Genomic DNA, 17,622 nt, shown 5'->3' on the forward strand with positions numbered 1-17,622 from the left:
TTTAATCAATTTTAAATATCCCTATTTTATATAACTCATAAACGATGTCAGCTTCATGGAAGGCATCATCTGCTCCTCTGTGTTGTTCTATATAACCAACATCACCGAAGAAGTGTTTGTGCGCTTCTTCTACTTTCGGCCACTTATAACCTCTGGAAGTTTCTATTTTACAAATGTTGGTTGAGAGCTTCATCGGGCATGGTAGCTTTTTAGGGAACACAAAACCTCTATTTTCCATAAACCCAAAGTCAAAAGCGTTGTTGAATGCGGTTGCTCCATGCTTGTATTGGAAAAGCAAATTTTGTATTTCGGGTTTCAAAATATGCAAAGGTGTTGATGTTCTGATTTCTTCTACGGTTAAGGTGGAGTTTTGAATAATCCATGCTTTCTCAACTTCTTCACGAGTGATTCCCGTTTCATGAGTTACTTTGTCGTAGATGATTTTCTTGTTTCCGTTTGATAGGTCAAGTTCCACAATTCCGATTTCAACTATTTTACCACCTCTTTGAAGAAAGTCGGTGGTTTCGATGTCTAAGATTAATATTTTTTGCATTTATTTTTAAGTTTTTAATTATCTTCTTGTTCAATTTCTCCTCTTTCTAACATTTCCTCGTATTCTTTGCGCATGATAGGAAATAGCACATCAGCACATTCTTTACAATAAAGTTCTCCAGCTGAGTCCTCAAGCATTTCTGTAAGATTAAATTTTCCTGAACAGCCAATACATTCGTTTATATCAATGTCAGGTTCCCAAAAAGAGAGTTTTCCTTTTACGTTTAGGATTGGTTTTTCGTAGAGTACAGGATTAGCTAGAACCCAGTTGTAAATTGGTTTGTCATTTTTGTAAGTAAGATAAGGTCCTACTTGTTCGTATTCTGACTTTTCAGCCCAAATACTCGGATGATTGATAACGCAATCGATGATGTCAACTTCTCCGATGATGGCTGAAAAATAATGTTGTTTTTCAAGAGTAATTCTATCGTGTTTTTCTTTAAACTCTTTTTTTTGTTCATCATTTAGTAATTCATCGTAACTACCTGCTTGTTTTCCTGAAGCATGAATATAAATTCTACCTCGAAAGTTGGTTTTCCAACTTCGGTTCTCGATGTCTTTTATACCGTGAGCAATTAGGCTCGCCCACGGTTGTTTTATTGATAGTGCTTTCATCTTCTTTTAAATTTGTTTTTAGGATTAAATGTCTTCAATAGTGTAATAAGTAATTTTTTTCCAATGATTACTTCTTTCTCCATCAACTTCGCATATTTCTTTTCGTTCAATTTTTACAGCGTGCTTTTTATCTTTTGGAAAATCTTCATCATAAAAAAACTCATTCCAATGACCAATTTTTATTTTAACTTCTTTCGGTTCTTTTTTTGTTCCTAATTGCTTAATTTCTTCTGAAAATCTAGTAAATCGCTTTAACTTCAATTCATACTTTAAGTCAATGTTTTGATTAAGCAGCTCAACTATTTTAACCTTGTTTTTATCTATTTTATTTTGAATTCTGCTCATACCTAAACAATTTTGTTAATAAATTCGACTGGTGTACATTTTTCTCGCTCGGATAGGTTGTGGATAACCATTGCTTTATTTTTTATTTGACTTAAATCAAATTCCATCCATATTTCAAAAAACAAACCATTTTTTTTAATGTCTTTGATTTTCATTTTTGAAACATCCATTGTTCCTGGAACACATTCTCTACAATAAAATTCTTCGTCAGAATTCAATATCTTTTCTTCATTGGCTTGGTAGTATCGGTCCACCTCATCAAAGTTTAGCCATGCGACAAAGTAATCATCATTATCATCAGCATAACCGCTTTTGAATGGCTTTGACACTTCAAACGGCTTAAATTTTTCTACTACTGATTTGCTGCACAAATAGTATGCGCATTTCAATTGGATTGAATCTCTGAAAAAGTCGTCTGTTTTTTGCTTTAGTTCCTCAATTGTTTTTCCTGTAATTTCTACTTCAAAGCGAGTGTTTAAATAATCATTGAAAGCAACTGTTTTGGCAATAAATCCAAATTTTGATGAACCATTTTTTGCAACTGGTGTCACTACTGGTTCGTAGTAATATGATTTTTTCATTTTTAAAATAAGCTTAATTGTTGGTTTGTGTCGGTTTTTTCGGGTTCTACTTTTTCCCATAGTTCGGGATAGTATTGCATATAGTCTTTCAAGTATCGAAAAGCTGTGTCGCTTAGAACTGCGAAATCAATAAATTTCTGTTTAAATTTAACCAACGGCACTTTTTCGCCGTTGGTCTTATTTGCTATTAAGATGTTATTTTCTCTCGAGTAGAAATAAACATCTTCTACATGAGGAATAGGACTATCCATTATTTCAACATTACAGGCATTACTAACATCAGTAATTCCTCTCCGTCTTCTTGTCCGTCTAATGGCATCAGGATTCCTGCTCGGTTTGGTTCTGACATTTCAAGCGTTACTTGTTCAGAAGTTGTATTTTTCAACATTTCCAACAAGAATTTTGAGTTAAAATCAATTGCAAAATCATTACCAGTATAGCTGCAGGTTAAAACTTCGTTTCCGTTTTTGCTCGTTTCCTTGTCTTCTGCGGAAATAGTCAACTCATTACCTTTGAACCCTAATCGCATTTGGTGGGTTTCTTTACTCGAAAGAATAGAAACGCGATTTACAGAGGTTGCAAGTAAGTTTCTGTCAATGGTTAGTTTGTTTGGGTTTTCTTTTGGGATAACCGCTTCGTAGTTTGGATACTTAGCATCGATTAATCGACAAATCAATTCGAACTGATCAAACACGTATTTTGAATTTGATTGGTTGTACTCGGTTACCACATCCACCTCAAGTGTTTGTAAAATTCCTTTCAAAACATTCAAAGCTTTTTTCGGCATAATGAATGAAGCTTCTTCAGTGGCTTGAATATCTTTTCTCGAATACTTCACTAATTTATGCGCATCGGTTGCAGCAAAGATTAAACCAGTGGTAGTTAATTGGAAATACACACCCGTAAAAGCTGGTCTTAAATCATCGTTACTTGTAGCAAAAATTGTTTTGCTGATTGCAGTCGAAAGCACTTTACTTGGAATAATAGTTCTTGAAGTTTCTTCCATTTCGATTGCTTTCGGAAATTCAAGGCCAGAAACGTAAGCAATTTCATAAATTCCTGAATCGGTTTTGATTTTTAAAACGTTGTTTTCTAAAAATTCCAATACCAAAGGTTGCTCTGGTAGTGTTTTTAGAATGTCGATTAAAAGTCGAGCAGGAACACATGCCAATCCTTTTTCTTGTGATTCGATTTCGATGTTTACCTTCATGGTAGTTTCTAAATCGGAAGCCGTTACTTTTAATAAATTCCCTTCAAAATCGAAAAGGAAGTTATCTAAAATAGGCATTGTGTTTGAAGTGTTAATTACTCCGCTTAAAACTTGCAAGTTTTTTAATAACTTGGCTGATGATACAAAAATTCTCATGGTTATTTATTTAATTTGATTCTACTAATTGTTTGGATTTTTTTCTTTTTTTGGGTCTGGCAATAGCACCAATCAAAGGCATGTTTTTATTGATGATTTCTAAAATCTGATCGTGGTATTTTGTAGCCTTATTATTTAAACCTCGAGCTTGCTCTACTTGAAGTTTATCAAGTGAAATTTCGATTGTTTCGATTGGCTTGTTTTGGATTCTTGCAGAAAGAATTAAGGATTCCTTTTTAGAATAATATTCGTTTGTGAATACGCAGTGATTTAATATATCCCCTTCTTTTTTAAATTCATCAATGCTTTTAAGAGGAACTATTTTAATCAAACCTTTCTTAAATTCTAAATCAAAGAATTTATTCATTCTCTCTATAAATTCGATTCTTGCTTTCTCTAAGTTTTCCTGACGTTTTAAAATCGCTAATCTGTTTCTTTCTTGCTCTTCAAGCCTTAAAATTTCACGTTTCTTTTTCATTAAAATATCGTGCTCTTTCATTAAGTTTTTAGGGCACACATATTTTGCATTTCGCAAGTCTTTTTTAAAGTATTTAAGAAGATCTAAATAATCAATGTAAATTCTATGGTCTTTTACTTTGTACTTATTTCGTAGGCAGATTTTAATTGATGGCCAGTAATTACTTATTCGGTAACTATCACCCATTTCAAGTAAAGCATATTGCTTCGCTTTCAGTAATGTTTCAAGTTTTGGATTGAAAGGAATTAATCGAATAGCTTCTATAAAAGTCAAGCCTTTCAGATTGTGATTAATTCCAAACTTTTTATAATCAGGTTTAAATACTGAATCAGGGTGATACTTTCGAGCATAAACATCGTATTTTCTACCACCATAACCATAATATCTTCCCTCTTCTCTAATTTCCATATCGCCACCCCAAGAATCACAATGACCACTGTTGTAATGTTTTAATCCAAACATGGTAACTTTCTTATTTGGATCAATCCAGTACTGCAAAATTTCGTGAAGATGATATCTTACTTTCTCTCCTTTTTTATATCGGGCAATCAATTCGAAATTTCTAACTACTTGGAATTCCTCAACTATTTCAGTAATGGCAAAATAATTGGTTTGTGTGTCCGTAGTGCAACGCGATTCTTTAATTTGAAGCTTTGTGCCACAATGCGGACAAACTGCTTTCTTTCGGCTTACTAATTGCGGTGAAAAGGTATCACCGCAATCTAAACACAACACTCTATTTTTGGTGGCATAACCTCGATGTTCTAAACATTCTCTGTAAGCCCACTGCTTTTGTTGATTAGAAATTGTAAATAAACTATTCGCTAAGTCAACAATTCGATGATGAAGTTTATTTCTCGGTTTCATAGGCTGCTATTCTGGGAATTCAAACGATAAAGAAGCTTGTTGTTTTTCTACTTTTGGCTTTGCTGGTTTCTTAACCTCTTTTGGTTGGTCTTGCACCGGATTTTGTTTTGCTTCTTTTTTAGGTTTTGGAGCATCGATGCTGTGATTAACCACTACTTTAGCGCTTACTTTTTTACCGATTTGAATATCGTCTTCATCGTAGTAGTGAACTGCCATTCCGTAAATTTCCTCGTCTGCAAATCCCATTTTGCCTGATTTCTGAACTTCATTAAGAATGTAGGTTATACAATCATCGATGTTTTTGTTTTCCTTTTTCAAGGTAGTTGCGAATAACTCGTCCTTAGTTGCTAATTCTTTAAGGTGGTTTTCGATTTGTGCTTTAAATGCTGTTGATACGCTCATTTTATTAAGTTTTAGTTGTTTTGAAATTCAATTTTTGTTTGGTATTTTCCGTTATATCCTTTTTCTTCACACTTTTTAATGAATTCATAAGGAGTTTCTGCTCCCAATTTCCTATCATCTATCAGTAGTCTTTCAAGGTCTTTGTAATAGAAAACTAAAAACCTTTTGAATGATTTTTTGAAGTATTGATTTATGAATTCGTCAATTTCTTTGTTGGTGATTTCTCTTGTAGAAATTATTTCCCAGTTGTTTTCAACTCCTGTTCTTCGATTTTGAAATGGTATTAAGTCAAAAATTAAAGCGATTTGCATTTTTTTAGAACTGACTTTATTATAAAAACCATAACTAACTCTAAATGATTTATTTTTAATGTAAGACCTCAAGAAATTTAAATCATCTTCTGAAAATTCTTCTTTCTTGTTCCATAGTTCTGTGTATTTTTTATGATTACTCATTTCTTATAAGTTTCTGGAAGTGAAAACCCTTTTAATTGTCCGTAGGCATAGTTTAGTCTATACCAATCATCCATGTTTTTGAATTTTACGTGCATCGTTCCTTTTTTGAAAAACTTCACGTTAAAAAATCCAAACTCATACCACTCATTAGGCTTAATTTCGAAGCTTTTTTCATGTTTTACTTTATCGAAATTAAATCTGTAAAGAGTTCCTATATCATTGTAATTCTTAGCAGTGATATTACATAAGACTTTTACTAAATCATCTATTTTATTACCGCTATAAGAATTATAACGCACTTGTAAACTTCCACCTCCCCACGATGTTTCAACAATTCCTTCGCAAATGAATTTCTTGTTAAGCATATAACCTGAATTCGTTTTCCAACCTTCAACTCCAAATCTGTTTTCGTGGGTGTGTTTTGTGAAATTATCAACAGCTTCTTCTAATGCTCTATTGAAAGTCTGTTCTCGCGTTCCTACAATTATGTTGAGCATTCTATAAATGTTCTTCATTGTAAAAGGAACTTTTTCTTGTGTTTCAACAAACTTGTTAATGTCCTTCATTACTCCAGAAGTAACATACTTTTCCATATTTAGTTTATTGAAAATATGCTTCCAAGAGCGTTTTTGAATAATCTTTGAAAATTGCTCTTTTGTAGTAACCATTCTTTCGGAACTTATTTCTAAAGTAACCGAACTCATACCAATACCAGAAATTAAATGATTCAAAGCATCTAACTCATATTTCATTTTATCAAATGCTTTCATGGTTCCAACGTATCGGTTTACTAAAGCTCTAACTTCATTGTATTGAAGTATTCCGTTTCCTTGATCTTCCTCTTCTTCTTCATCCATAAAGAAACCTTCAAACTCGAATTCTTTACTTGCAAGTGGTTTAAAAAGTCTAACCATTCCAACCTCAACACCTGTTTTTCTTTCGGCTTCTGTAAAGCAATCACCTAAATTTTCAGTAATTCCATAATCTCTTATCAATACATGAAGCCTTCCATATTTAGCATCAATCGTTGAGTAATTACAAAGTGATACTATCTCGCAACCTTCTGGAGCAACTTCCCAAGCATGAAGAATGTGTTTATCAGCATTGGAAAATGGAGGATTCATGTAAATAGCGTTGATGTGGCTAACCTGTTCTGGTTTACATTGGAAAAAATCATCACCGATCAAAGTGGATTTTCTTTTTATAATTTCCTGAAGGTCTTTGTTTATTTCCATTGTCAAGACCTCTTTAGCTCCATTTTCTTTGCAGAAATCAACAATATTTCCTTTTCCTGCGTGTGGTTCAAGTATTACTTTGTCTTTGCAATCTAATTGCATCATGTATAACACCTCTTTTGGTGTTGGGTAAAATTCAGAATGAAACATAAAAATTAAATTAATAGGCGACCTTATCGCTTGTTAGTTGAAGCAATATTGGGTTGATTAATAATACTGTGAAAGGGATTTTTTACTTATCTGCCATAGATAAGAAGAAAAGCATCCCTCTGTTCCTGATTGGTTCGAGTGGTAATGCCTGTAAGTTTTTTGAAGAATTCGCTATCTTTTTTAGAAGCGGTTGGTTTTACTTTTACATGTGGAATATTTAAGTACTCACACATTTCGCAAATTTTCTTTGCAGTTTCAAAGTTTGCACCGGTGTATTCTCCAATTTTTGCATTGAAAGCAGCACTTTTGCCAGCGCTTTTATGCCAATTTGATTTGTTTAAAAATCCGCATTCAACGTAAACCGTAGGTTTTCTTTCCTTTTCCTTGTAAAATTTCAAGTAATCAAATAATTGAAAAAAGGTAAGATTGTCAATAGTTACATTGTTACCGTCTATTATGGCCACTCCCGACTTATCTACATCGGGATCAATACCAATTAAAAATTTATCTTTCATTATGCTAAAATTTTCATTACTAAATATCCTGTTACCGAGCCTAATCCAGCACCAAAAGAATAAATTAACTTTCTTCTAATGTCAGATAATGCGATTTTAGAAACGTTATAGCACCAAATAAAAGAAATAGTAAAGGCAACCATAAAGATTCCTAAAACATATCCTTTTGTGAGTAAAATTGTATTTACAGATACGAGCATTACTTGCGTAAATGAAGTGGCGAATATTTTAATTTTTTCCATTTTGTGTTTTTATTGTTTCAAACTCTTCTAAATTCCTAAAAAGATATTCAGAAGCTAAAATTGATTTACACCGATTTTGAACAGTTAGAATTTTTGTTTTAGATTCAATTTTCGCTTTTAATTCTTCAAGTAATTTAGTTCTTGATGCTAAACCGCTTCTTTCGATATCGTTTCTTTGCTCGGAATTATATTTTTGAAGTTCTTTTTTGTACAAAATCTTCTTTTCTAAATCACTAACTTTTATTTTTCCTTCATTGTATAGTTCATCATAAAGAAAATGAGCATCATTACTATGGCCGTTTGCTTCTAAATCTTCTTTTATTATTTTAAGTAAATCCTCTCTTATCTTTCTTTTTTGTTCATCGGTTGGACCAGGAGGCGCTTGAAGTAAATTTGATTTTTGTTGAGAATATTTTCGCAATGCTTCGGCTCTAAAATCTGTGTAAGCTTGAAGTACTTCACCAATTGAAGGACAATCTAAAATTCTAAAAACTTTTATATGTGAAAACTCTCTTGCCACGTACATTTTAAAAGCTTCTTTTATTTCTGGAATTGTAAGGTGACCAAATTTTGTTTTTATAAAATCTAAAATTATTGGCATCTGAAAATCTAATTCATCCTGTTCTTCTTTACTTGATGTTTTTATATTTAGAATTCTTATCATGAAATTCATTAAGTCTTCAATTTCGGATTCCACTACAACGTTTCTAAATTTTTGGTAATCTTCATTAAGTTTTGCCAACATTGGTTTCGATGATTCGAGCTGCATCAAACTTGTATGCTGTTTTTGTTCCGTTGGAACCAGCGATTTGTTGTTTTCCATTTTTCTCTGAATTATTTTTTTTGGTTAGCCAATTAATGAAATGCTCTAAAAATGCTTTTTTTGATTTATGTTGTGTTTCAGTCGTAGTCAAAAACAAAACAAATTCATCAATTTTATTTTGAATTTCTTCAATTTTAATTTTTTGTTGCATCGCGACTGATTCGAGCCATGAAGGACTTTCAAATTTTAAAATTTTTGAATGTGAAAAATTAAAATCTTCAATAGCAACAGAACCGAAATTTTCAATTTCGGGTATTATTATATTATCTTTAGATAATACATTTACATTAGCATTTACATTAACATTATCATTTACATTAACAGCGAGTTTTGCGACGTTTTTTGTCGCATCACTATCGGGTAGCGAGTTTTTGCGAGTTTTTGCAATATCTTCTGCTTGTTCTAATGTTATTTTTCCTTGTTCAAACATTTTATAAAGATCTAAATAGTAGCGCTTTAGATTTCCCTTTCTTCCGTTTATACTTTTCTCTTCTTTGCTTTGAGACCATTTTTTTAAATCTCGTTTCAAGGTCTGTTTTATAGGAATAAATGACAATTCAGTTATTCTGTCAGGGAAGACTGGATCTAAATCATTAACATATCTAAAAAAATGCTTTATCAATTTACCTGCTTCATCGTCTTGTAAGCTTTCGAATAGTTCTATCCATTCAGCGTAAACTATAACCGATTTTTTTTCTTCTGCCATTGTTATAATTTTTATTTACGATAATCTGCATAATTATCTCGTTTAATACTATTACATCGACCACATAAAGTCTGTAGATTAGATATTTTATTCTCTCCTCCTTTGTAAATTGGAATTATATGATCGATTTGTAGTCTTTTATTACAACCGCACTTCAAACACTTATTTTTATCTCTATTGAAAATAAAATTTCTAATTTTTTTTCTACCTATAAACTTTTGAGCAACTCTTCTTGGTTCTTCAAATTCTAAATTCTTTATTTTATAAAAATTAGAATTAAAGTGTTTATAAATACCTTTTGTCAAATGATAATCTTCTGAAGTTATCTCTTTGGATTTTCTCATTACCGAAAGTAAATCCAGTATTTTATTATAAGAATCAGCATCAATATATTGAAGTTTGTACCTATCATTAAATCTTAGATTGACATTTACAATAGAAAGAAGTTTATTTGTATTAGACATATATTTTCTTTTTGATTTTAAATCTTGAAATCTTAATAAATGGGTAGTTATCATCGATAAACCTCATTTCACTAAAAGTTAATTGATGAGTTACAAACCCGTTTTTAGTGTCAATTTCAACTTCTTCACCATTGTTTCTGAATATAAACATCAGGTCAGGATTTTGAAATGATACCGAAATTGCTATAATGAAAACAATTTCAGTAGTATTAAGAATATCTCTAATATCTTTCATTTATCTATTTTTGAAATGGGACGTTTGTTAATTGGCGACCATTGTTCCAAATTGAAAAGCCGTTTTGGTTTTCAATAATTTTCATGGTTTCAATTTTTCCGAAGAAATTCAAGTTTCCACCCATGTCTACAACCCACCCTTTTTTCTTTGTTCCGTTTGGATAAGTAAAAATTCGCATTACTCTACCAACTATTTGATAGAACAAGGATAAAGACATAGTGGAACGGGCGATTAATACCGCTTCTAGGGCGGGATAATCAAACCCAGTAGTAAGTACTCCAACATTGATTAAACATTTGATTTTTCCGTTCTTAAATTGGCTCAAAATACGTTCACGTTCTTGCTTCTTTGTATCGCCTGTTAGAACTGCAGAACCAGGTATCTTTTTTTGTACTGAAAAAGCCTCTTCAATTAGGGAGCAAAAAATCAAAACATTAGCTCTTTTGTTTAAAATTGTAAAAGCGGTTTTTGCAATTCTTGAAGGCATATCAATCGACTTGTAATATCTTCTTAATGAATTTTGGGTAAAGTCAGTACCTGAATTATTCACTTCTAATTTTGTTCGGTCAATAACATCAAAATTGTAATACTCTAATTCTGCTAAGAATCCAGAATTAAAAAGTAAATCGTTTTGAACGTAGTATAAAACATCATCAAAAATTCGAGGATTGCTTCGGGTTAAGAATGTTAATTGTGGTCCTTCGGATGTTTGTTCTAATCGGTATGGGGTGGCGGTCAATCCTAATGTTTTGGATTCGGGAAATGCTTTTATAAATTCCTGATACATTCCAGCATCAGAATTTACTAAATGGCATTCATCAATAATAATATTTTTCAATCCTTTGAATAAATGCTTTTTATTGATCACTGAACCAATGGTGCAAAAGGTAACTTTATCAATTCGTTTTTCTCCAGCTGATGCGCTATAAATTGAAGCTTTACCATAGTTAGAAAACTTTTCGTAATTCTGTTCTAATATTTCTTTGGAAGGTTGGAGGACAACTGTTTTGCCCTCCAATGGTTCCAATATTTTAGCTATTACAACAGACTTACCTGAACCGGTGGGAAGTATCACTAAAGCACTTCTTTTTTCGGTTTCTGATTTCAGAAAATCAACACTTCTTTGTATTGATTCTGATTGGTATGGTCTTAGTTGAAAAGCCATTTATTAAATTTTACCTTTTTCAAAATCATCATCCTCACTTGCAAAATCCATGTGAGTTTGATTTGGATCATCTTGAGGAGCGGTTTTACCGTTTCGGTATTTTTCCACCTCATCAATCAAATCATAAAGCCTTGTTTTTAATTGGTGTAAGTAGTTGTAATTTCCATCAAGTTTTACTTTTGGCGTTTCGAACTTGATGCTTCCACTTCTTACTTGTTTGAAACCAATAAGAATAACTGATTTATTTTCCTCAACTCCTGAAAGTTTAAAACCAGTTACTGAATAGTTTTCTGTTTCAATTTCTTGTTCTAAATCTTCAATAGTAGAAGTGTTTTTGTGACCTGTGTAAGCATCATCTAAATCAGCGAAGAAAACGTTTAAAAATTCAAATTTACTTTGCAAATCATCATGAATTATATGTACTCCTTTATGCGATAAAACATCGCCTTTTGTAGGTCCTTTTAAAAGCTCGTAGGTATAATCACAAAGAGCGTCTTTGATAGCAGCACCTTTAATTTCGACATCCTTATCTGGCGATGTCATTCTGTCGTTCAATTTGTCAATGTCCTCTGCATTGATGGTAAATGTCTGTTTTGCCATTTGGTTTTATAATTAATTAGTTAAAAAATACTCTTTAAATTTTCCTTCAACATATTCATCTTGAACTGGAACGTTCCAAATATCTTTGAGGTCTTTAATTCTACGTCTTAGGTCGCCAATTCCGTAGTTTAATAATGCTTTGGTAGTTGTCAGCCTTTCACCTCGTAAAAGAGCCTCATAAACGATTTTACATTGATTAGAAAATCTCTCTTTGTTTCGTTCGAAATGTTCTTGATTGCATATCTTATTTTCGGTGTGATGCAATTGTGTAAAATCTATTGCTATTTGGTTTTGTGGGTTCATTCTGAATGTATTTATCGGTTAAATAAATTCTTGGTTTTTGTGTTTTTTGACTTCCTCTTCAAGCTGTTCTAATATTGCTAAATCTTTGGGCTCTGGTAGGTAGATTCCGAGTTCTATTGAAGCAAAGTTTCTAAATCGGTCAATTGCTAAAGTCATTTCTTGAGTAGTTAGCGATGCTGTACTTTTCCAACGTTCAATAACCACTTCTTGAATAGGTCCTGAAGCTTCACCAACATAGAAAATATCAGGATTTACAATCTTCTTAAAAATGTCTTGCTTTACTTCTTCATGGGTGTAACCTGTTTCGATTGCAAAGCCATCAATAATTAAATGTAAATAGCTGTTTTGGGAAATACTTCGTTTTGGAAACTTAGCTTTCAATTCGAATTTTTGCCCTTTAGCAATGAAATATTTTAGCTTTTCAATTGCTTTTTTGCAATCCAATTCATTATTAGGATTGTAAATCATCTTCCCAATTTTCTTTTAGTTCTGAATTAGGATAAGCCTCATTTAAAACATTGTTAGCTAAATCAACTAATGATTTCCAATTATCAATGCTCATTGAAATTTGTTCACAGTTATGTGAAATAACCATCCAACCTTCTAAATCATCGGTATCTAAATGAACCTCTTGTTCAACTTTGATATTTTCATCAATGAATTGCTTTACTTCTTGTTTTTGTTCAAATTTTGCTTTTGGCATAACTATTTCCGTTTTTATAGAATCTTCAATCAATGCAAAAACCATTGCGAAGAAGAATATTAATACTATAACTTCCATTATTCGGTTGCTTTTTTGATTGAATATATTGCTGAATCATATACTCCTTGCCAACCTCCAACAGGTTGAACTTGTTCGTACATTTCAATCATATCATTTAAAGCCTCCAATAAATCAGGAGCAGCAGCTATGAGTTTTGCAATAGCATGTTCTTCCTTACAGCAACAAGAAGGAGAAGGACAATCATCATCTGATATTGTTCCTACTAAAATTTCTTTTGTTCTATTTTTTTCAATAGGAATTTGAACGGTAATTCGTGGTCTTGATTTACCATACTTTACTTTATATTCCCATTCTGATTTTATACATTCCATAATTAAAAAGGTGTTTTTTTAAAGTCGATTACCATTCCGTTTGAAGCCACATGCACGTTTTTATTTGTTAGCTCTGAAACTTCTTTATGGAATTGCTTTTCATCGGAATTACTATCCGATAAGTGGATAAGCACAATGTTGTTTACTTGGCGTAAATCATTTGCTTTTAACATGTCTTTGCAATTGGCTAATGAGAAATGTGATTGTAAAATTCTGTCTCTCAAAAATTCCTTGTCGCTATCGGGTCCGTACTTCTTATCAATGATTTCCTTTGAATAGTTGGCTTCAATGATAATGTTGTTTAGTCCAGGAAAGGTGTACTTGCAATAGTAAGTGTCGGTTAGGAATAAAACTTTTCCGCAGTCTTTGTGTTCGATTAAGAAACCTAAAGGTTCAACAGCATCATGCTTAACATCAAAAGCCATTATTTTAAAGTTTCCTAGCTTTATAGTTTCTCTCGAAGCAATAGGCATTGCTCTATGAATTACGTCTCCGTTAATTTTTTGATGCGTTTTTGCGCCTGTATAGACATCTATTCCTAATCTCATTAAATCGTTAGCTGATTTACAATGGTCTAAATGTTCATGCGTTACGACACATCCAACTACTTTTGAATAATCAAAGTCTAAGGCTTGCTTAATTTCTTTGATGTTTACTCCTGCTTCAATCAAAAGAGCCTCATTCTCGTTTCCGAGAATGTAGGCATTACCTTTTGAACCTGTACCAATGATTCTAAGTTTCATTAGAAATTAGGCTTTACTGGATTTTCTTTTTCTTCAAATTGCAACTCCTGATTTGGAAATGGCTTTACAATTTCATCGTCTACAACTTCCGCTTCTTCAATTTTTGAAGTATCAAAAGTTAAAGGTTCTTTGTTGGCTTCTGTTTTGATTTCGTGTTGAACATTAGCGTCTGTAACATCAATTACCTTATCTTCTTCCAATGGATCATAAAGAACTGAATCGTCAGAAGAACTAATCAATAATTTACATGCTCTGTTGATTACTGTTTTGCACGCCATTTGGTCTGGAAATTTCTTATGTGCTGGTGAGTTTCCGCCTGCTCCACCTTGACCCCATGCGGCTTGAATTTGTGCCATGTTCATAACCTCAACGTCAAATGTTCCGTCAGTAAGTTCATAAACTGCATAAGCGCCTTTTAATTTCAAACCACCTACACTTTCAAGCGTTTGTTTGTGCTTAACTACTTTTCTTCTTCCCGTTACAGCATCAACTTCAAATTCAAACTCATCGCCTTCAAAAATTGCATTGGCTTTGATTGATTTTAATTTTCCGTAACGTTTAGCTGTTACAATGTTACCAGCGTAAGAAATTGAGCATTCTAATTTATCGCCATAAGGAATAAAGTAACATTGCTTTTTGATAGGAGAAACTCCGTAAACAACCATTTTAAGCAATGCTTCTGCAACCGATTCTTTACTGCATTTTGCTAAAATATTATTCTTTGGGTCTGAAAGAAGAATGTAAGCCGATTTCAAAGCGTTCTCTGGATTGTAATCTCTTGGCAATGTCAACTCTCCTGATTTTTGGAAAGTTTCAATTTTTGCTAGTACTTGAGTAGAAATGTCTTTTTTGACTGCTACTGCGGTGGTGTTTTCTGCACTCATTTTTATAAATATTAAATTAAATTTTTTTTAAAAGAAATAGCGGTTGTGCCCAGGTTTCGAGTTGACCACTTTAAAAGTGTCTGTATCTTCATCCGATTTCTTACGATAATCGGCAACCGCTATTTTTTAAATTTCAATTGTTAACTGATTATTTTGACTTGGTAACATATCGGCTTGATTGCATTTTATTTCTGGAATATCGAAGCCGTGCTTTTGGATTTCTTGTGGTGTATTTCGGTTGTGTTGGCAGTTTGCCGTACAATCAAAACTTCCAATTTTTACTCCAACATTGACTGGGCAATCTTCTATTACCCAGCCGTCGGAGTTTCTTTTTACTTTGTGATTCACGATGCAAATAATTCGTGTTGTACAATTTCAGTAGCTGTTAATACCTTGTGTTGCTCCGATACAATTAGCTTAATCATTTGGCTTTCTGTATCGATTAAGGTGTGAACGCTTTCAGCGTTGTCAACAAAGATTGGTGCGTTAATTCCGTAGAATTCAGAAAGTACGTTGATAATGTCAAGACCAGCATTAATTTTGGAAGCGGTGTTAACATCCGAGTAAGGAACGCCATTAACCATTGCCTCACAAGTTTCACGAAGACCTCCGTTGATTTGTTCTTCAAACATTTTAAACTTAACGTAGTTGAACTTGCTATTCACTACATTTTCCAAAGCATCAACTTTCGCTTTAATGAAGTTTTCAATTACAAACTGTTCTTTTTCTACGTTGGCAATTTGTTGAGAAAGATTCTTTTCTTCGGTTTGTAGTTCTAACATTCGTTTGTCTGCAATTTCGATTTGTGATTTGCTTTGAAGCTTCGCTTTGATTAAATCGATTTCAGAAACTAATGCTTTTCGTTTCTCAACTAATTCTGAATTATCTACTGCAGGAACTTCTACAATTGAACTTTCAATCGCTTCAAGTTCGATTAACAATTCTTGATACTTTTGATTTGCATCTAAAAGTGATTTGAAGATTTCCTCTTCTGTTTTACTTTCTAAACCGGATTTTGAAGTGTTATTGTTTTCGATTTCGATTTTATCGATAATAGATTTAAGTTCTTCTTTACAATTCTTAAAAGCAGTATTTCCTGTTTCGATTCTGTCAACAATCGTTTTAAATTCGGCTTCTAAATTTGATTTTTGAGTAGCTAAATTTTGCCCTTCGTTTTCGATTTGTTTTAGCTTTTGAAGTTTTGAAGTTTTGAAGTTCTGCATTGCTTCTGCTTTTTTGTTTTCAATATCACCGCTTGGTAATGCTTGCTTACAAGTAGGGCAATTGCAATCATCTTCTTTGAACTCTAAAACTTTGTCGTTTTCATCGTGCCATTGTTGGCGTTTGTCAGCGATTTGTTTTTCAATTGACTTGCTTTGATTGGTAATGCCATCTTTTTTAGTTTCAAGAGTTTTCAAAGCATTTTCAAAAGATTCTAATTCTTGATTTTTGGCGTTTTTTTCTTTTACCAATGTATCTAAAACCGAAGTATCAGGTTTCAATCTTGCCTGAGCTTCTTTTTTTGCGTTCTGCTCGATTATCTCAATATCGCTTTTGATGTTATTAGCTTTTAACTTATCGCTTCGCTGTGCATCTAATTTTGAGTTATAGGCTTTATTTGCATCTGCAAGTTCTGAATCTACTTTTTCAAGTTTTTTACTATACCCCTCAATTTCAATTTCTAAAACTCTAAAATCTTGTGCTTCGGGTTTACCTCTAAAAACCTCATCAATTCGAGCAGGAATAGCTTTCAAATCTTCTTTTGCTTTTTTGATTGAAGCGGAAATCTGCGCTTTATAATCTTCAAGGGTTTTACCTTGTGTAAGTTTCTCCAATAGCTTTTCAAAAGCGGTGTTTCCTTTTGCAACTTCTTCGTTTGAAACTTCCCCGAAAATATCAATCAAAAGGTTTCTTCTGTCTTGCCATTTAATTGAATTAAAGTAAACTGGAGAAGTAATCATTTTGAAAACTTGCTCTGGTAATATTTCACTTACTTTTTTAGTAAATTCCGTTACAGACATTGGAACATCATTCCAATATAGCTCCGTTACATTTCCAGAAAATTCTCTTTCCTCATTACCTCTTTTCTTAACCCAATTCTCTTTTAGAACTCGTCTAAGGGTTAAAGGGTCGTTATCAATTAAAAGGGTTGCAGAAACTTCGTGGTCAATTTGCGGAATTACTTTTCCGTTGTGATCTAAAGTTTTGATTTCAAAGTCTTTTCTATCGGTGGTGTCTTTACCAAAAAGCAACCATGTAAAAGCATCTGCGATGGTTGTTTTACCTGTTCCGTTAGCTCCGTAGATTTGCGTGTTATCTTCGAAGTTAATAGTTGTACTTTTCAAACCTTTAAAGTTTGTCAAAGCGATTGAGATTAATTTAATTGTTTTCATTGTTTTTGAATTTATAGTTGTTAGATTTTAAATTTTTTAACCTTGCGTTTGCTTTCTCCAATCCGTGTTTTATATTGGCAAAAAAGTTATCTAAGCATTGTTGCTCGTTTGGTGATAATTTCTCAAATGGTTTGTTATTTAAGAACCATTTTCCGTCTTCTAGTTTTATAGTCATTCCTTCCATTACATAAACCATTTAAAGTCAGACAAAGAATAATCATCAAGCATTTCACCAAGTTGTGGTATTTGATACTTGTAAGCCAGTTGAAGCAATTCGAATGCTTTTTCTTCATTTTCTGTTGCATCGAATTCTTTTCTAATTATTCTTCCTAATAGTTCAAGGGATTTCGCATCGCTTAAAGAAGTATTTTCTAAGCGTTGTAGTAAGAGAACTTTCATACTCATAAT

At 32.6% G+C, this 17,622-nt stretch carries 28 protein-coding genes; all 28 read right to left on the bottom strand.

What is annotated here, in order from left to right; genetic code table 11:
- Position 1 precedes the first annotated feature (1 nt).
- Entirely contained in the window at positions 2-553 is a 552-nt protein-coding gene (locus tag RSE15_RS04890) for a 3'-5' exonuclease family protein (protein WP_324069844.1), read from the bottom strand.
- 14 nt (positions 554-567) lie between these two features.
- Positions 568-1,167 (bottom strand): ASCH domain-containing protein, encoded by a 600-nt coding sequence (locus RSE15_RS04895; protein WP_324069845.1) that lies wholly within the window; start codon positions 1,165-1,167, stop codon positions 568-570.
- Positions 1,168-1,191: 24 nt separating this feature from the next.
- Positions 1,192-1,512 carry a hypothetical protein gene (locus RSE15_RS04900; protein WP_324069846.1) on the bottom strand — a complete coding sequence of 107 codons (321 nt, stop codon included), beginning with the start codon at positions 1,510-1,512 and terminating at the stop codon, positions 1,192-1,194.
- A 2-nt stretch (positions 1,513-1,514) separates the two neighbouring features.
- Positions 1,515-2,093: a hypothetical protein gene (locus RSE15_RS04905; protein WP_324069847.1), complete on the bottom strand. Its 579-nt coding sequence runs from the start codon at positions 2,091-2,093 to the stop codon at positions 1,515-1,517.
- A 2-nt stretch (positions 2,094-2,095) separates the two neighbouring features.
- A complete protein-coding gene (locus RSE15_RS04910) occupies positions 2,096-2,344 on the bottom strand; it encodes a hypothetical protein (RefSeq protein WP_324069848.1) in 249 nt (82 codons plus the stop codon).
- Positions 2,344-3,459, bottom strand: coding sequence for a DNA polymerase III subunit beta (dnaN, locus tag RSE15_RS04915; RefSeq protein ID WP_324069849.1), 1,116 nt, complete (start codon positions 3,457-3,459; stop codon positions 2,344-2,346). Before dnaN ends, RSE15_RS04910 begins: the two co-directional genes overlap by 1 nt.
- Before the next feature lie 10 nt (positions 3,460-3,469).
- Entirely contained in the window at positions 3,470-4,804 is a 1,335-nt protein-coding gene (locus tag RSE15_RS04920; RefSeq protein ID WP_324069850.1) for a PcfJ domain-containing protein, read from the bottom strand.
- 6 nt (positions 4,805-4,810) lie between these two features.
- Complete coding sequence (locus RSE15_RS04925) at positions 4,811-5,206, bottom strand: PcfK-like family protein (protein ID WP_324069851.1); 396 nt, start codon at positions 5,204-5,206, stop codon at positions 4,811-4,813.
- An 11-nt stretch (positions 5,207-5,217) separates the two neighbouring features.
- On the bottom strand, positions 5,218-5,661 hold the full coding sequence (locus RSE15_RS04930; RefSeq protein WP_324069852.1) for a hypothetical protein: 444 nt from the start codon (positions 5,659-5,661) through the stop codon (positions 5,218-5,220).
- Positions 5,658-7,046, bottom strand: a complete 1,389-nt coding sequence (locus RSE15_RS04935; protein ID WP_324069854.1) for a DUF4942 domain-containing protein — start codon at positions 7,044-7,046, stop codon at positions 5,658-5,660. Before RSE15_RS04935 ends, RSE15_RS04930 begins: the two co-directional genes overlap by 4 nt.
- Positions 7,047-7,132: 86 nt before the next feature.
- On the bottom strand, positions 7,133-7,561 hold the full coding sequence (locus tag RSE15_RS04940) for a hypothetical protein (RefSeq protein WP_324069855.1): 429 nt from the start codon (positions 7,559-7,561) through the stop codon (positions 7,133-7,135).
- Entirely contained in the window at positions 7,561-7,803 is a 243-nt protein-coding gene (locus RSE15_RS04945) for a hypothetical protein (RefSeq protein ID WP_324069856.1), read from the bottom strand. The genes RSE15_RS04940 and RSE15_RS04945 overlap by 1 nt, the downstream gene beginning before the upstream one ends.
- Positions 7,790-8,626: a hypothetical protein gene (locus RSE15_RS04950; RefSeq protein WP_324069857.1), complete on the bottom strand. Its 837-nt coding sequence runs from the start codon at positions 8,624-8,626 to the stop codon at positions 7,790-7,792. Before RSE15_RS04950 ends, RSE15_RS04945 begins: the two co-directional genes overlap by 14 nt.
- Positions 8,532-9,332: a DUF6291 domain-containing protein gene (locus tag RSE15_RS04955; RefSeq protein ID WP_324069858.1), complete on the bottom strand. Its 801-nt coding sequence runs from the start codon at positions 9,330-9,332 to the stop codon at positions 8,532-8,534. The genes RSE15_RS04950 and RSE15_RS04955 overlap by 95 nt, the downstream gene beginning before the upstream one ends.
- A gap of 11 nt (positions 9,333-9,343) precedes the next feature.
- On the bottom strand, positions 9,344-9,796 hold the full coding sequence (locus RSE15_RS04960) for an HNH endonuclease (RefSeq protein WP_324069859.1): 453 nt from the start codon (positions 9,794-9,796) through the stop codon (positions 9,344-9,346).
- Entirely contained in the window at positions 9,789-10,031 is a 243-nt protein-coding gene (locus RSE15_RS04965) for a hypothetical protein (protein WP_324069860.1), read from the bottom strand. The genes RSE15_RS04960 and RSE15_RS04965 overlap by 8 nt, the downstream gene beginning before the upstream one ends.
- Before the next feature lie 4 nt (positions 10,032-10,035).
- On the bottom strand, positions 10,036-11,196 hold the full coding sequence (locus RSE15_RS04970) for a DEAD/DEAH box helicase (RefSeq protein WP_324069861.1): 1,161 nt from the start codon (positions 11,194-11,196) through the stop codon (positions 10,036-10,038).
- A gap of 3 nt (positions 11,197-11,199) precedes the next feature.
- Positions 11,200-11,796, bottom strand: coding sequence for a hypothetical protein (locus tag RSE15_RS04975; protein ID WP_324069862.1), 597 nt, complete (start codon positions 11,794-11,796; stop codon positions 11,200-11,202).
- A 12-nt stretch (positions 11,797-11,808) separates the two neighbouring features.
- Positions 11,809-12,099: a helix-turn-helix domain-containing protein gene (locus RSE15_RS04980; protein ID WP_324069863.1), complete on the bottom strand. Its 291-nt coding sequence runs from the start codon at positions 12,097-12,099 to the stop codon at positions 11,809-11,811.
- Between the two features lie 18 nt (positions 12,100-12,117).
- Positions 12,118-12,567 (bottom strand): NinB/YbcN family protein, encoded by a 450-nt coding sequence (locus RSE15_RS04985; RefSeq protein ID WP_324069864.1) that lies wholly within the window; start codon positions 12,565-12,567, stop codon positions 12,118-12,120.
- A complete protein-coding gene (locus tag RSE15_RS04990; protein ID WP_324069865.1) occupies positions 12,551-12,880 on the bottom strand; it encodes a hypothetical protein in 330 nt (109 codons plus the stop codon). The genes RSE15_RS04985 and RSE15_RS04990 overlap by 17 nt, the downstream gene beginning before the upstream one ends.
- A complete protein-coding gene (locus RSE15_RS04995) occupies positions 12,880-13,194 on the bottom strand; it encodes an XkdD/Y8K6 family phage-associated protein (protein WP_324069866.1) in 315 nt (104 codons plus the stop codon). The genes RSE15_RS04990 and RSE15_RS04995 overlap by 1 nt, the downstream gene beginning before the upstream one ends.
- 2 nt (positions 13,195-13,196) lie before the next feature.
- Positions 13,197-13,937: an MBL fold metallo-hydrolase gene (locus tag RSE15_RS05000; RefSeq protein ID WP_324069867.1), complete on the bottom strand. Its 741-nt coding sequence runs from the start codon at positions 13,935-13,937 to the stop codon at positions 13,197-13,199.
- Positions 13,937-14,821 carry a phage-derived integrase/recombinase RecT gene (locus RSE15_RS05005; protein ID WP_324069868.1) on the bottom strand — a complete coding sequence of 295 codons (885 nt, stop codon included), beginning with the start codon at positions 14,819-14,821 and terminating at the stop codon, positions 13,937-13,939. The genes RSE15_RS05000 and RSE15_RS05005 overlap by 1 nt, the downstream gene beginning before the upstream one ends.
- A gap of 126 nt (positions 14,822-14,947) precedes the next feature.
- On the bottom strand, positions 14,948-15,169 hold the full coding sequence (locus RSE15_RS05010; protein WP_324069869.1) for a hypothetical protein: 222 nt from the start codon (positions 15,167-15,169) through the stop codon (positions 14,948-14,950).
- The gene (locus RSE15_RS05015) at positions 15,166-17,214 is read right to left on the bottom strand and encodes an AAA family ATPase (RefSeq protein WP_324069870.1); all 2,049 of its coding nucleotides are present in this window, start codon (positions 17,212-17,214) and stop codon (positions 15,166-15,168) included. The genes RSE15_RS05010 and RSE15_RS05015 overlap by 4 nt, the downstream gene beginning before the upstream one ends.
- Entirely contained in the window at positions 17,201-17,398 is a 198-nt protein-coding gene (locus tag RSE15_RS05020) for a hypothetical protein (protein WP_324069871.1), read from the bottom strand. The genes RSE15_RS05015 and RSE15_RS05020 overlap by 14 nt, the downstream gene beginning before the upstream one ends.
- Positions 17,398-17,613: a hypothetical protein gene (locus tag RSE15_RS05025; RefSeq protein WP_324069872.1), complete on the bottom strand. Its 216-nt coding sequence runs from the start codon at positions 17,611-17,613 to the stop codon at positions 17,398-17,400. The genes RSE15_RS05020 and RSE15_RS05025 overlap by 1 nt, the downstream gene beginning before the upstream one ends.
- Positions 17,614-17,622 lie beyond the last annotated feature (9 nt).

This window comes from Flavobacterium sp., from assembly GCF_035195345.1.
Classification (GTDB): domain Bacteria; phylum Bacteroidota; class Bacteroidia; order Flavobacteriales; family Flavobacteriaceae; genus Flavobacterium.